Origin of the sequence: Novosphingobium sp. AAP1 (assembly GCF_001295765.1) — a bacterium.
Classification (GTDB): domain Bacteria; phylum Pseudomonadota; class Alphaproteobacteria; order Sphingomonadales; family Sphingomonadaceae; genus Novosphingobium; species Novosphingobium capsulatum.
The window spans coordinates 16,065-30,433 of record NZ_LJHO01000022.1 but is presented as its reverse complement, the minus strand read 5'-3'; the positions used below and the strand labels follow the sequence as shown (position 1 = coordinate 30,433).

At 59.7% G+C, this 14,369-nt stretch carries 13 protein-coding genes; 8 read left to right on the top strand and 5 right to left on the bottom strand.

Annotation, left to right across the window (positions count from 1 at the left end; translation table 11 throughout):
• The coding region (locus IP65_RS19710) for an NAD(P)H-dependent oxidoreductase (protein ID WP_231627820.1) at positions 1–350 on the bottom strand (350 nt) is incomplete at its 3' end.
• A gap of 72 nt (positions 351–422) precedes the next feature.
• Here IP65_RS19710 and IP65_RS21535 point away from each other — a divergent pair.
• The 4 genes from IP65_RS21535 to IP65_RS22045 all read left to right on the top strand — a co-directional run bounded on the left by IP65_RS21535 (position 423) and on the right by IP65_RS22045 (position 2,103).
• Positions 423–752 (top strand): alpha/beta hydrolase domain-containing protein, encoded by a 330-nt coding sequence (locus IP65_RS21535; RefSeq protein ID WP_156306767.1) that lies wholly within the window; start codon positions 423–425, stop codon positions 750–752.
• Positions 753–912: 160 nt separating this feature from the next.
• Positions 913–1,377 (top strand): DUF6644 family protein, encoded by a 465-nt coding sequence (locus tag IP65_RS19705; protein ID WP_054132760.1) that lies wholly within the window; start codon positions 913–915, stop codon positions 1,375–1,377.
• 51 nt (positions 1,378–1,428) lie between these two features.
• Positions 1,429–1,932, top strand: coding sequence for a DUF6644 family protein (locus tag IP65_RS19700; RefSeq protein ID WP_054132759.1), 504 nt, complete (start codon positions 1,429–1,431; stop codon positions 1,930–1,932).
• A 69-nt stretch (positions 1,933–2,001) separates the two neighbouring features.
• The gene (locus IP65_RS22045; RefSeq protein WP_231627818.1) at positions 2,002–2,103 is read left to right on the top strand and encodes a DUF6152 family protein; all 102 of its coding nucleotides are present in this window, start codon (positions 2,002–2,004) and stop codon (positions 2,101–2,103) included.
• A 126-nt stretch (positions 2,104–2,229) separates the two neighbouring features.
• Here the strand turns inward: IP65_RS22045 and IP65_RS19695 are convergent, their stop codons facing one another.
• On the bottom strand, positions 2,230–3,342 hold the full coding sequence (locus IP65_RS19695; protein WP_231627816.1) for an IS3 family transposase: 1,113 nt from the start codon (positions 3,340–3,342) through the stop codon (positions 2,230–2,232).
• A 290-nt stretch (positions 3,343–3,632) separates the two neighbouring features.
• Here IP65_RS19695 and IP65_RS21060 point away from each other — a divergent pair, with 290 nt between their 5' ends.
• Complete coding sequence (locus tag IP65_RS21060) at positions 3,633–7,316, top strand: SIR2 family protein (protein ID WP_197279296.1); 3,684 nt, start codon at positions 3,633–3,635, stop codon at positions 7,314–7,316.
• A gap of 238 nt (positions 7,317–7,554) precedes the next feature.
• Here the strand turns inward: IP65_RS21060 and IP65_RS19685 are convergent, their stop codons facing one another.
• Entirely contained in the window at positions 7,555–9,684 is a 2,130-nt protein-coding gene (locus IP65_RS19685) for a tetratricopeptide repeat protein (RefSeq protein WP_197279295.1), read from the bottom strand.
• Between the two features lie 88 nt (positions 9,685–9,772).
• Here IP65_RS19685 and IP65_RS19680 point away from each other — a divergent pair, with 88 nt between their 5' ends.
• The 3 genes from IP65_RS19680 to IP65_RS19670 are packed head-to-tail and all read left to right on the top strand — an operon-like array spanning position 9,773 to position 12,583.
• Positions 9,773–10,414, top strand: coding sequence for a hypothetical protein (locus IP65_RS19680; RefSeq protein ID WP_054132756.1), 642 nt, complete (start codon positions 9,773–9,775; stop codon positions 10,412–10,414).
• Positions 10,415–10,430: 16 nt separating this feature from the next.
• Positions 10,431–11,381 (top strand): MvdC/MvdD family ATP grasp protein, encoded by a 951-nt coding sequence (locus IP65_RS19675; RefSeq protein WP_054132755.1) that lies wholly within the window; start codon positions 10,431–10,433, stop codon positions 11,379–11,381.
• Positions 11,378–12,583, top strand: a complete 1,206-nt coding sequence (locus IP65_RS19670) for a hypothetical protein (protein WP_054132754.1) — start codon at positions 11,378–11,380, stop codon at positions 12,581–12,583. Before IP65_RS19675 ends, IP65_RS19670 begins: the two co-directional genes overlap by 4 nt.
• 3 nt (positions 12,584–12,586) lie before the next feature.
• On the opposite strand, the gene IP65_RS19665 is transcribed toward IP65_RS19670, so the two are convergent.
• On the bottom strand, positions 12,587–13,342 hold the full coding sequence (locus IP65_RS19665) for a hypothetical protein (protein ID WP_054132753.1): 756 nt from the start codon (positions 13,340–13,342) through the stop codon (positions 12,587–12,589).
• Positions 13,336–14,349: a hypothetical protein gene (locus IP65_RS19660; protein WP_054132752.1), complete on the bottom strand. Its 1,014-nt coding sequence runs from the start codon at positions 14,347–14,349 to the stop codon at positions 13,336–13,338. Before IP65_RS19660 ends, IP65_RS19665 begins: the two co-directional genes overlap by 7 nt.
• Positions 14,350–14,369 lie beyond the last annotated feature (20 nt).

The window sequence follows — 14,369 nt, the reverse complement described above, 5'->3', positions numbered from 1 at the left end:
TCTGCTTCAGTCACCACGGTGGATTGCACGATGTGGCGCGCCGCCATGGACTGCAACACCGGGAGAAGGGAATAGTCGTGCGCAAGCGCATGAGCCAGGCTGCCTGCCGTTGCGACGGGCAACACGGCCTTACCGGCCAAGCCAAATTGCGGAAGAATATCGAGCGCCAGTTTGACGATCCCGGTAAAAGGCGCCTTGTAGATCGGAGTCGCCACCACCACGCCGTGAGCTTCATCCACCAGACGCAGCATTCTTTTGACGCCGGGGTCGGAAAGGTCGAATCTTGCCAGAGCCTGACAGTCAATCTCTGCCAGACGGACGATCTCGGCTTCAATATCCGAGCGAGCCATTTGCGAGGCGATCCATGCCACCAACAGGCTGGTTTTGGAGGACCCACCTCCTCCAGCGACGACGGACAGCGCGTGCCCCGCACGGCCGATGGGGTTTTGCGCGATATGCGGAGCGGTAACCCAACGGGCGGCGTCCGACCTCCCTGGATCACCGTGCCAGCTGCGGAATATTGGACTTATTTCGAAACCGGCTGCGGCGTTGTCTATGACTCGAAACGGCCCTACTCCGCCGCGCGGTTGAGAAAGCTCTACGGCACCTATGCAAACTATGCGCGCCGTTTTGCCGCCGCGACCACAGAAGCCGTGCGCGCCGGTGTGATCCTGCCCGAAGATGCCCCGCACCTCTCCCCGGTGGCAAAGCCACAAGACTTTGAGCGGAACCGACCCACACCCTTCCCCTGATCCCCCGCATCCCGCACAGAACGGCGCTTCGGCGCCGTTTCACCGCAACCTATTCCCGTATTGCAACGGTTTCAAACGTCCCCTACCGCGCCCGGCTCGCTAATCCCACAGGTCATTTCCCATCAAAATACAAGAAAGCCAATCAGGGGAGACCTGGCCGGTGTTTGTCCAATCGTTTGGCGACTGGCTTTACGCCACGCCGATTTCCAGCAGCTTCCGCGTTACAACGTGGATCATTCCCACGGTGCAGAGCATCCATATTCTTGCCATTGCGGTGGTCGTTGGTTCGGCGCTAGTGTCTGAATTGCGCCTTGCCTCCGTTCTGGCCAATGATGAACCGGCGGGCAATGTGGTTCGCCGCTATCTGCCGTGGCTGTGGCGCGCGCTGGTCGTGCTGCTGCTCAGCGGTGTCGTGCTGATCGTGGCCGAACCGGCCCGCACGCTGGGCAATACGGTGTTTTGGACCAAGATGGCTCTGGTGCTTTTCGCCTTTGCGGCAACGGTCCTGCTGCGCCGCCCGCTGCTGCGCGAACATGCCCCGCCCACGGCCAAGGCCGTTTCATGGCTCCTGCTGGCCGTGTGGATCGCGGTGATCTTCTGCGGCCGCTTCATCGCCTATACCTGACGGCCCCGCGCCGCCCACATCTTGCAAAACAAATCGGGGGGAACCTTCACCATGACCCTGCACAACACGCTTCAGCAGATTTACGACCTGCCTCTGTCCAACGCGATCCGCGAAAACGTCAACGCCTTTCCGCTGCTTGAATCGCTGCATGTTCTGGCCATCACACTGGTCTTCGGCTCCATTCTCATCGTCGATCTGCGGCTGGTGGGCTATGCCTCGCATCGGCGCAGCACAAACCGGCTGATTACCGAGCTGCTGCCCTTTACCTGGGTTGCCTTTGGGCTGGCGATCATTTCGGGCGGGCTACTGTTCGCCTCGAATGCGATGGCCTATGCGGCCAATACTGAATTTCGCCTCAAGCTGCTGATGATTGCGGCCGCCGGGATCAACATGGCGATTTTCCATATCTCGACCCAGCGCACGATCGACCAATGGGACGAAGACGCCACCCCGCCCTTTGCCGCCCGCGCGGCCGGCGTTCTCTCGCTGCTGCTGTGGTCGGCGGTGATCTTCCTGGGTCGCTGGATCGGCTTCACGCTCGACGTGCTGTTCTGACGTCTTTTCCAAAGGAAACCTTGCCCCACGACTAAGAAGCTTTGTTCCGCAATTCTTTGGACAACCGCGATGATCGCGGTCCAACCCGCTGCGGCGCACCATTCCTTTGCAATGTTTGACCAGACCAAACAGGTTGAACTGGACGGGATGCTGGTCACCAAATTCACCTGAACCAATCCCCACGCTTTCGTGATGGTACATGTCCGTCGTCGAAACATTTGGCGCAAATTTGGCGTATCGGTAACGGAGAGCGGGCCTCGTCTGGGGTTGGCTTTTAGGCGGCGAGCTTGCGGTGCTTCAAGCGGCGATGTTCGATGGTCTGCTTTTTGATTGCGGCGCGCTGGGCGTGGATCTGCCGATCGCGGCCGAAGTAGGCGCTGCGGGCGTCACATTGCCGAGAATCTCGTGATAGCGCTGGTGGTTATAGTGCTCGATGAAGGCCTCGATCTGGGCTTCGAGGTCGCCGGGCAGGTAGTAATTTTCCAGCAAGATGCGGTTCGTCAGGGTCTGGTGCCAGCGTTCGATCTTACCCTGCGTCTGGGGATGGAAGGGGGCGCCGCGGACATGGCTCATGGCCTGCGCCTCGATATAGGCGGCCAGTTCGCCCGCGACATAGTTGGGCCCATTGTGCGATAGCAGGCGAGGCTTGTGCAGCACGGTGGCGCGGTCGCAGCCTGAGGCGGCCAATGCCAGGTCCAGTGTGTCCGTCACATCGCCCGCCGTCATCGTGGTGCACAGCTTCCACGAGATGATGTAGCGGGAATAGTCATCGAGCACGGTCGAGAGATAGACCCAGCCCCAGCCGATCAGCTTGAAGTAGGTAAAATCGGTCTGCCACATCTCGTTTGGCTGCGTGGTCTTGGTGTGGAACTCGTCGCGGGCCTTGATGACGATGTAGGCGGGGCTGGCGATCAGGTCCTGCGCCTTGAGCAGGCGATAGACCGTCGCCTCGGAGACAAAGTACTGCTTCTCATGGGTAAATTTGGTAGCCAGTTCGCGTGGGGACGGCTCGCTTTCGTCCAGCGCCATGTCGATGATTTGCTTGCGCACATCCTCGGGCAGCCGGTTCCACACCCGGCTCGGCGCTGATGGCCGGTCCTCCAGCGCCTCAAGCCCACGATCGAGATAGCGGGCATACCAGCGAGCAAAGGTGCGGCGGGGAATGTCCAATTTATCCAAAGTCTGGCAAGTGCAGATGGGACTGCTCGACGAGGTTGATAATCTCGCGCTTTTCTGCGGCGGGATACATGATACGTCGTCGCCCCCATCCGCGATCATGCTTTTTTTGAGTAGACGGTTCTTGAGCGTCAGGTCGGCCACGCATTCCTTCAGGGCCAGCGTTTCGCGGCGCAAATCCTTGACCTCATCACTGGTGGCAGCGCGGGCAGTGGCTGCGCGGACTATGAACATGGATCAGAGGGCCGCTGGCGAACGGTTGATCGCGACGGCGCGCAGGCCAGAGCGGCCGTGATGGCGGACACTCCGGAAGGGCAGCTCTGGTTTTGGAAGCGCTCCGAATTGCCTTTCATTCAGCTGCGCAGCGCATCTGCGTTGGGAGCAGAGGATCGTGGCTGCAACTGGGGATGATCGAGAATGACAGCTTCACGGCTGCGACGGAATATAACGGACATTCGCATGCGTCAGCGCTGACTTCCTGAACCGAGTGGCGATTGCACGCGATCTCGCTTATTGTCTTCCGGATGTATTTCGTAGCAAATGGACCGGACATTCCGACATCGCTGATCCGAGCTCAGCGCAATGGCGACCTCCTTTTCATGGTGGGCGCGGGGGTTTCAAAGTCTGCAGGTCTGCCATTATTCGGCGAACTCGCTGACATGGTCTACGCCCGACTGGGTCAGGAGCTACCTGGTAATCCTGGCAGCCTTGCCAGTCGCGCTGAGGTCCAAGCCCGTGACAACGGTCAATATGACCGCCTCATCGGTCTACTCGAACAAAGGCTAGTCTATCGGGGAGCCGACTGGCGTCAACCCCACAATGGTGTGCGCGAAACGGTGGCTTCTCTGGTTTCTCCAGGATCCCGAGCGCGGTTTTCAGCGCATGCCGATTTGCTCGACCTATCTCGCGATACAGAGGGTCGGCCGCGTATAGTCACCACCAATTTCGACACGATCTTTGAGCGTTCATGGCTACAACTCACCGGTAGCAGGCTTGCGAGCAGCGCAGGGCAGGGTATCCCTGCAGTGGGATCACATGAGTTTACCGGGGTTCTCCATCTACACGGCCGTGTAGCTGACCGCCGCTGCCGGCTTGATGGAACCGACCTGGTTCTCACGTCTGCTAATTTCGGTGAAGCCTATATGCGTAGTGGCTGGGCATCCCGCATAGTTTATGACCTGCTTCGTCGGTATACGCTGGTGCTCGTCGGATATTCAGCCGATGATCCGCCGATGCGCTACATGCTTGAGGCAACCGAAGAAGGAAGGTTGCACTTTCCAGACCTGAAGCCGGCCTTCGCGCTGGTGGGCGATCCAGACAATGACTCGGGTACATTGCGGGAGGCGTGGCGCGGTAAAGGTTTGCAGCCGCTTATCTATTCGGCGGCCGACAACGACCACAGAGCTCTTTACCAGACTCTGCACGCCTGGGCTGAGCTGGCCCGTGAGCCGCTGAACTGGTCTCAGGATCAGCTTCGGCGCATCGCCGCTACTGAGTTTGGCGCGGCTAGCACCGAGGAGCGGGCGAAGTTCGCATTTCTGGCAACTGAGATTTCGAGCGTAGCTGTTGCGGCAAGCCAATGTAGCGATCCGGCTTGGATCGAAGCACTTCAGGGTGCCGAAGCCGGCCTAGATGACTGGACGTATGTCTCCTGGTTTCGCAACCGGCTCGAATCTGCTGCGGCTGCTCGCTTCGCGGCGGGTGCAACTGACATCGTGAAAGCGAGGATCGCCAGCGCGGTGAACGCGCTTTTGCGCAGCCAACACCCCCCCCCGTCAGCTATCTACCAGCGGTTTTGGTTGCTGTTCGTGCAGGCCAATTTACGGCCAACGCCAAACCGTTACGGTCGCATCCGTGCAGGCCAAACAGTCACCACCAATCTTATCAGTGAAACCACCTCTTTGCTGGAACCGACCTTAACGTTGGAAAAGCGCTTGCCCTGGGGAGAGACAGAAGAGCCCGACCCCACCAATATCCATGATCTGGCACGCTTCAGCTTCCGGGCGACAGAGCGTGACTGGCAACGACGCCTAGAGCGCTGGCCGCAAGAAGCGCGCGCCGAAGAACGACTGATATTTTCGCTCGACAGAGCGCTTTGCGAGGCGCTCGAGCTTGGCCTGGAAGCAGGGATAGTCAAAGCTGACGGCAACCTTATGTCATATGATTTGGCATTAGTTCATGCGCCGGACCATGGTGAAGGATTGGTCGAAACCTTGGATCGCCATAACGGAAGTTGGCGACTGAACCAGCCCGACGCCAATAACCAGCGTTGCGCGCCATTGGTGCGGATGATGACGGGGTTGTGGCGTCGCCTAGCGGGTCGAGATGCCCTGCGTGCAGCGCGGATCTCGTCAGCCTGGGGAGAGCGGGATGCAATTATTTTCAAGCGTCTGGCGGCGTGGACTGCCGTTGAAGGGGAGGCTCGTGCTTTTGCTTTGACCGAGGCATATTTGCGGAGCACTACCCGAACGCGGTACTGGGCTTCTGACAAGTGTCCAGAAATCGTGCGTTTCTATTGCCGGAGCTGGAATGCGCTTGGTCCGCCAACGCGCCGAGCAATCGAGCGGGCTATCCTGTCTGGAATGATGCCCGACGCTATTCAGCGTATCGCCCGGCGCGGGCATCGTCGTTATGCCAGAGCACTCTATTCTGTACGTGAACTTGCGCGGATCCGGACGGCTGGCGGGCATTTGTCGCAAAGGGCGGAGAAGCAGCTGGCAGCATATTACCATGAGTTTCCGGATCTGCCGCGCGAAATGCCGATTTACGCACATCTCTATAATCCGAGTTGGTCGGGTTCAGGATACAGCGCAGATATCAGCGTGCTCGATCAAGTCGATGATCGCGAGCTTCTCTCCAGAACTGCGGCATTCGAGCAGAGTAATAGGATTGAGCAAGCCGATATTTGGCCTGCATTCGTGCGAAACGAACCAGAGCGTGCATTCGCCGCGCTCTCTGACGCGCTTAACCGGGGTGATTTTTCGTTTCAACGTTGGTCGCCGTTATTGGACGTCTATGCCTACGAGAATCAAATTTATAGCATGACCGCATTGCCAGATATTGCCACGATTATTGAGTCGATGTTACAGGTGACAAATGCAGAAATCGCCCCGTTAGTCCGTCAGTTGTCGCGTATCATCGAGCGCCATGCAGACGACTTGGATGCCGAAATATTTTCAAATATCTTGAGTCTCTGGGATAAGCTCTTCGTGACAGTTATCAAATTTTGTGATGCCGACGATCACGAGCACACACTGGCTGACACGTTCCTTTCGCACCCACTTGCCTCGCTAGCCGGTAGCTTGGTAGCGATGCAGAATTCCTTGTGTACCGGTCCTGGAAAAGGCCTAGCAGCCCGGTTCATTGATCGCTTTGACGCCCTTGCCTGTCTAAATGGACGGGCCGGTATTATTGCGCGCGGAGCACTGTTGCAGCAGATGCCCTTTCTCGATGCCATTGCGCCGGACTGGGTCGCCGCCCGTTTGTTGCCCGGATTGCTTGACGAAACCGAAGCAGCGATAGACCTAATGAGCGCGGTCGCCCAGTCTGTCGCACCTCAACAGCCGGCGCTATTCAACACGCTCAAGCCAGCAATCCTGCGTGCACTCGAACACGAGCGCACCGATGCTTTTGTGCGGGAAAAATTGTCGGGCGCGTTAATCGGCGCGGCTTTTTCGATCATCGACGGAAACAAAGGCTTCGCCCTCTCTGGTATCGAATGCCGACAGACATTGACCCGCATGCCCAATACAGTCCTCGCGCGCATGGCATGGGAGGTGGGATATCTGTTGAGAGAACGGAAGGGCGATGTGGAACGGGCTGCGTATTGGGACTCTGCGGTAATGCCGTTCCTGCGTGATTTCTGGCCGAACGACGTTGTTGCGAGAACTTCCGAAGTGTCTGAAAATCTTGCGCTTTTGCCAGCGTTGGCTGGCGATGCGTTCGAGCGGGCCGTGGTCCAGATCCTTGACCTGGTGCGGCCGATCCAGCGCTATGAGCTTAGCTATGATCTAGACCTTGACGGCGGACGCGACCTCATCAGTCGATATCCTAGATCGGTCTTAAAATTGATCAGCGCTCTCCTTGACCGGAAGGCTCGGCCGCCAAGCGACCTCGCAGACGTCGTGTCACGATTGCTTGAGGCGGATCCTCTTATCGGCAGTGATCCTTCCTTCTGGCGCTTGCGGCAGATGTTGCGAGCAGACTGAGTTCATTTAAATTTTTTGTTTTATGTTTAAGGTTCCTTAAAATTGTACATGAATCTGAGAGAATAGGCGGTGTTGACTGACTAATGAGGGCGGGTATACGTCCGCCAATAAGGTGGCATTCTGTATCACGTGGCGCCGGTAGCACCCGACCAGAGTCCGTCGTCCCAAGCAGGCATTGAGGACGTCCGCTGACACCGAAACCCGTCTTTAGCGTGTGTCGAGCATCTGGGCCGCGCAATTAGAAGAGCTTCGGGAGATCCTGTTGCGCCTTGGCAGACAACTCATGGTCCGGAAATTGCATGACTGCTGTCCGGAATATTCGGCCGCCTTCTTCCTGGTCCCCGCGGTTCCAGAGTACGCCCGCCATATTAAACATCGCCACGGCATAATCGGGATCGAGAACAAGCGCTTTGCGATAGGCTGCGACTGCTTCGTCCGTCCGGCCCAGATGATCGAGCGCTGACGCGACTTGGAACCAGCTCATCGCGTCAGGTTGAATGCTGTCCGCTTGCGCCTGGACCAGCGGCAGTGCTTCGCCGTGTCGGCCGAGGAAGTTGAGGGCGGTCCCGAGGCAATAACCATAGTGACCGCCGTCGAGTTCATATGCGTTGCGGAAGCAGCGCTCAGCTTCCTCCCAGTCATCCAGATCCTGTGCCCAGTGGCCGAGGCGATCCCAGGGAAGGGCGGCCTCGCTCGGATGGACATGTGCGATATGCGTCTCGAACTCGGCGCGGAACGCCGTATAGTCCTTGCCGATCTCATCGCCCTCGCTGCGTAGATAGAAAGAAGTCAGGAGCAGGTCCACGCGCGCCGCTGAGACGTCAGGATGGGTACGGACATAACGCTGCCAGAAGGTCAGCGCGCCGCGCGCCGCCGCGACCGATGTCCGGCTGAAGGCAGAGACCTGCCGAGCGCACCAGGACCAGATCCACAGTTCGCGATTGGCATCTGCAAGCAGTAGATTGATGGCACGGAATGCTTCGCGATGCTGTCCGAGGTTGAAGAGCGCATTGAGGCGCCATCCTGTCACACTCGCATTCTTGCCGAGATCCCGGTCATCGAAGAGGGTCGCATCATAGTGGGTCAGCGCTTCTTCAAACTGACCTTGGCGATGGAAATATCGCCCAAGGGCAAGATGCGCCTCCGGCAGGTGAGGGTTCATCTTCAGCGCACCGCGATAGAGCTCGGCGGCCATCTCCTCGTTGCCGAGCTTCTCAAAACTGGCACCGAGATTCTTCAGGCACATGGCCGCCATGCCTGGGTCGGCCATGTAGGCAGCGTCGCGCGCCGCTGCTTGGTAGGAGGCCTTGGCGGACTTCTCGTCGCCCAGCGCCGAATAGGCATTGCCGATCGTGTAGTGGAGGCTGCCGGGTAGGTAGCGCTTCGTCCGTAGCTTGGCCTTGAAATGTACCTTGCCCGCACGGATCCGATCCGGGCGCCCACGCCCCGCCATGCCGAGATTAATCTCGGACATGTAGCAACAGCCCATCTCCGCGCTGTTTCTGCCAAAGACGGCCGCGAACTGGTCGAACGCGGCACTGATGACCGAGTCGGCACCACGTTCGTACAGCGCTTCGAGGATCTGGAGCGCGCGTTCCGGGTCGTCGGGCACGTTGACCGCCGGCATCGCGTCGCGCACGACATCGGGAAACGCGGACGGGATCGCTTGCGACTGTGCGATGCGCTCGTCGCGAGCGGATCTTGATGAGGAGAGCGCGAGCCCTGCCATCCGTGCCAAGCGATCAAGCGTCAACTCCTCCACAAAGGTGACGGTCAGGGTCTCTTGGTCCTTCCAGCTGACATTTTTATGCTCGTATTGCCGCAGCACAGCTTCAACGGCCGTCAACCGCAGCGATCGGGTCGGAACATGGCAGGCCACAAACAGGCTGTGCCCTTGCGCGATCAGATAGTTGAGGTTGGTCTGTTCAATCGAGATGCTAAGAGACCCATCGGCATTCAGAGATCTCTCGGTTCCCTTCAGCTGGACATGCAGCCGGACGTTTGTCGCCAGACCGTTATCGAGTACCTCGATCTGGCAGTCTGACCCAAAGTCATTCTCATCGGCGCGCTGTAAGATGAAATCGGGACTTTCAGCGATCAGACTGCGAAACGCCGCCTCGGCCCTGGCCTCGATCGCACGATTACGCCCGCGCCCGGGCATGTCGTTGAAACTGCCCGTTCTGGCGCGGTTCTCCTTCTGCAGTCGTGGTCGACGACGCCCCCCATTTGCCTTTGTCACCAGTGTCTCCACACAGTCGTTCGCGAGGAAGATAAGGATTCGCGAAGGCTCGGAAAAGTCGCGGGCTATGCAAAGCGACGGGTCGGCAATGAGCCCTGTTATCGGTGGTTCGTCGTTTTCGCGACCCACTGCGCTATAGTTTAAACTTGAGCACCTCCCTGCGCAATCATAGAACAAAGAAGGTGCGATAGCTGTACTACCAGGGGGGGAATTGACGATGCGATCCGAACCGAACGAAGCAGCTCATGCCGCTCCCCTGCTTTTCCGACATGCGACGCCGCGCACGTCGTCGGCGGATCTTCCTGGCTATTACGATCCCAGCACCCAACTATGGGTGATCGAAACCGCTGCTGGGATTGTGCCTGTCGTGGAAGCGGCGGCCTCCACGCTCATCGAAACCAGCACTTCGACCCGTGTTCGCCAAGAAGGCGATGACCAAGATTGCTCGAACACGGTCGGGCTGGCCGCGATCGCCTTTGCGGAGACGACCTTGACCGCCGTACAGATGGAAGCCGATGACCAAGATGCGTCGACCGATCTCAGAAGCTTCGACGCGCTGCTCGATACCAGCACGCTGACCAAGGTTCGGCAAGAAAGCGCGGATGACGATCTGACCCAAGACGAAACGCTGGCACCGCGCCGCCCTCTTGGCACGCTCGCCGAAGTCGCGACCAAGACCGACGTCCAGCAGGAAAGCGATGACCAGATGAGTACGGGCGGCATGCTCGAACTCGAGACTCGATCGCTCAATAACCAAGAGGGTGTTGATGACGATTTCCCGGCCATGCTGCTTGAGCTGCAGACCAAAACCTTTGCGAATGTCGAGGGAGACGATGACTACCTCTCGATGATCCATTGATCGGATCGTCCAGGCCGTGATCTTGCTCGTCACCAATAAACGCGACCTCACCACTGACTTCATCGTCGTGGAGCTGCGCCGACGCGGGCGCGCCTTTCATCGCTTGAATACCGAGGATATGCCCCAAGCCAGCGTTCGGTTCGATCCGCGCGCTGGTGGCAGGTGGGCAATCGAGACGTCGGCGCTCGACCTCCGCCTCGAAGATGTCGGTGCCGCTTATTATCGCCGTCCCGGTCCGCCTGAACCAGCAGAGGCGAGGGACGAGGCGACAGCCAGGTATCTCGCCGACGAGTGGTCGGCGGTGACCAAGGCGCTCTGGAACGCGCTGGAGGGCCGGTGGCTGAGCTCGCCGTTTGCGATCCTGCGCGCCGAGGATAAGCCGCGCCAGCTGGCAATGGCGTCGGCCTTGGGATTTGATGTTCCCGAGACGTTGATCTCGAACGATTTCGCCGCCGCAAGCGCGTTCGTGGCCAAGGCCGGCGCGATCGGCAAGCCGCTCCGGCATTCGCTGGTCGAACGCGGCGATGCCGGCGAAGTGCTGTTCACCGCCCGGCTTGATCCCCTAAGACCGATGGACCGGACGGCTGTGTCGCTGGCACCGGTCATCTATCAGCGTGAGGTGCGCAAGGCCTATGACGTGCGCGCGACCGTGATCGGCGATCGCGTGTTCGCCGCGGCGATCCATTCCCAGGACCATGACGAAACCGAAGTCGACTGGCGATCGGGTACGCGGCTCGACCTCCGCCATGAAGCGATCGAGCTTCCCGCCGACATTATCGATAAATGCCGGGCGCTCACCCAAAAGCTCGATCTCCGCTATGGCGCGATCGATCTGATCGCCGACCAGGATGGCCGCTACTGGTTTCTCGAGATCAATCCTAATGGTCAGTGGGCTTGGATAGAACGTCGCACGGGTCTGCCGCTCGCATCTGCCATCGTCGATGAACTCGAGACGATCGCGGCATGAAAGCGAAGATCACCGCAGGGGCTGCTGCGGCGTGGCGCTGGCTCGCCAAATGGTGCTTCACGATTGGTCAGTTGCTCTGGCCGTGGCTAGAAAAGCTGACGCCGGAGCAAGAAAACACTCTCAAGGATAGCCTGACGCGAGATGAGGCACGGATCGATGCGCTTGACTTCGGCAGGGATGGCGATGCGGCGCTGGAGGAGGCCCGCCGCCTCGCCGACAGCGAGGCGGAACGCCGCCGCGGCACCGACCAGAAGGCGGCGACCTATCTCCCGCTTGTTGCCGCACTGATCCCGCTGGTCCTGACGCTGGTGAGCGCGCTGTGGGAGAAGAAAGCGGGCAGCGCGCCGATCTGGCTCAACATGCTGCTACTCGGTCTTGCGGTCGCCTATATCGCCGGCGCTGGTCACTGGGCGTTCAGGGAACTGAAGGTTGGCGTCTCGCACGAACCCGGGCTGACCGATTTCGAGAAGGCCTGGGGAGTCCCCCATCCGAGCCAGACCTTGGCGCGCCGCCTGTTGCTCCACACGCGGCGCAACCGCGACGGGGTCAATTGGAAGGTCACCTGCATCAAGATGGCGCACGAATATCTGTTGCGCGCCTTCCTAACATTTTCGCTGCTGCTGCTCGTGAATATTGGGTGGTTTCTCGCCGGACCGCTGATCCAGACTTGGCTGTCCGCGCCCGGTCCGGTCTTGACGACCCCAAGGCAGGCGATTGCTGCCGTTGCCGAGGTCGATAGCCTCGCCGCTCAGCTTCGAACGACCGAGGCTTGGACCGTACTCGACAATGACTGTCGGAGACGGACGGATGGCCGCGCTGCGCTGACCTTCGCATCGGGCGTCGTCACCACACCCGCGAAAATCCCTTTGATCCTTCGGCCCGCGAAGGGTGATACCGGTGCCGCGCAAAACATCCGTCTAGATTGTGCGGGCAAAGCGGTTGGTCTGGCGCGTGCATGGTTCATCCCGATGCGGCTGGCTGGTTTAAAGCGGTCGCCTGGCTTTCCGGATCCGCTCGCAGTTTCGGGGACCAACACAGTCGTCGCAATCACGAGGAATTGGCCGCCGATCGGCACCAAAGATGATCCGGCCAAATTGCCCGCTACACTGCTCAAACAGGCGGACTTGCGGCGCGACGGTAAAGGCCGGCCAATCGTGTTGGCCATCACCGCGGTCGGCCCGGGTGCTGTTACGCCCCCGTAAGTCTCAGAGGTTATAGGCGTGGCGCAGCCGATCCATAACGACCTCTCTCGTCATCGCGACGCCAAACTGCTTCGGCGTGAAATCGTCCTGCCCGGCGAGGGCGTCAATGAACGCCTGCATATCGGCCTTGATCTTCTCGGGTAGGTCAAACGTCGCCTCCGCGCTCAGGAGCTGGAGCAGGCGCGCCACATCGTTGCGGTGCTTCTTTACGTCTCTGTCGTCGACATTCTCGCCCTCCGCACGACGGCGGCTGAGATCAACCCAGGCACGCGCCTTGAAGGGAATAAGGCCGGCTTCGTCGAGAACCGGCACGCCGTCCAGCGACCGCGCCATCGTCTTGAGAAACGCGTAATAGTCGGCGTCGAGCAGGATGGCCGACAGGCTCGCAGCTTCCTCGGCGATCGGGATCGGCGTGAGCTGGCTACCGGGCGCCAGCTCAAATCCTTCCGGCGCATTGGAGAATAGCTCTAACATCGCCGGGTAGCCCTCGCCCGACGGTTTGGCGAACCGGTAGAGAATCCGTTCGCCTTCGCTCCGCTGCCGGATCTCGTATCCGCCTGCCTCGACAAAGGCCATGAACGTCTCTGAGAATGCGGGGTCGAGCGCCTCGACGATGAGAACAATATCGAGATCCTTGGTCGCGCGGAAATCCAGACCGGCTTCCTCCATGATCAGCTCGCATGCCGCTCCGCCGATCAGAACATACTGGTGCTCATGGCCGGAAAAATGTGCGCGAAAGCGGTCGACGCCAGCTACCATCCAAAGGGCTCCAAAAGGTGATCGGCTGCCTGCGCGACTCGTTCGTCGGCGTCATGCCGTGCGCTCAGATAGAGCGAAAGTCGGTCGGCAACCTCGTTGTCGCTAAGGACTTGGGGATCATAGGCCCATGTCTGGACCTCGATCCGGCGTTCGTCATAGGCCCAGGCAGTTTCCAATCCGTAATGCCGCGCCATCCGCTTCCATGCGGCGGCCGGCGCCGCCCTGCATTCAATTCGCGGTTCGTTGAGCATCGTATATCGGGCAAGGGCGCTTTCGCCCGCCAACACCGCCTCGTTCAGGGGCAGATCACCCGTGACATAACGAGTCTTGCGCACCGGCGATTGCAAGCGCCCCTCGACCGCGCGCCAAAGGTCGCCGCCACCAAAGCGAAGGCTGAGGCGACGTTGGCGGCCGACGCGGTGCGGCCGCGCCAGTTCGAGCGCTTCCAGTTCATCGAACGCCCGGCTCATGCTCATGATCGCGACTTGGTAGCGCTCGGCGAGCTGGGTCAGGCTGGCATCGTTCACATCGTGCCCAAGCAGGGCGGCCAGAATTACGACCTGAGTGGTGGGAAACACCTGCTCGGACGACGGTCCCGGTTCGCTGGAATAGGTCTCGCGCAGGTCGACAAACGCTTCAGGCACATAGAATTGTGCGCCCGGCGAGATGAACGCGACGCGCTTCTCCACGAGGCGCCGACGCAATGCCGCCGGTACAGCTTCGAGCAACAGCACGAACAGGCGGGCATCGATATGGCGTCGCATCTGGTCCCGATGCTTCAGGAACTCGTCAACACCGCCTATTCCGCCGCTTTGCGGAACGATGAACACGGTCGGGCTATCGAGCAGTTCCCCGTGCCACAAGGCATAGCGATCATACAAGAAGTGCGGGAGCCCGAGGGGCTTTATGGGATCGAGATGGAGGTGCGCATCGAAAGCCTCGCGCGCATAAGTTTCCGATGCGTTCGCCAGCGCGCGTAATCGCAGGTCAGGAAATTCATCTAACATCGCACCGGATATCTAACAGC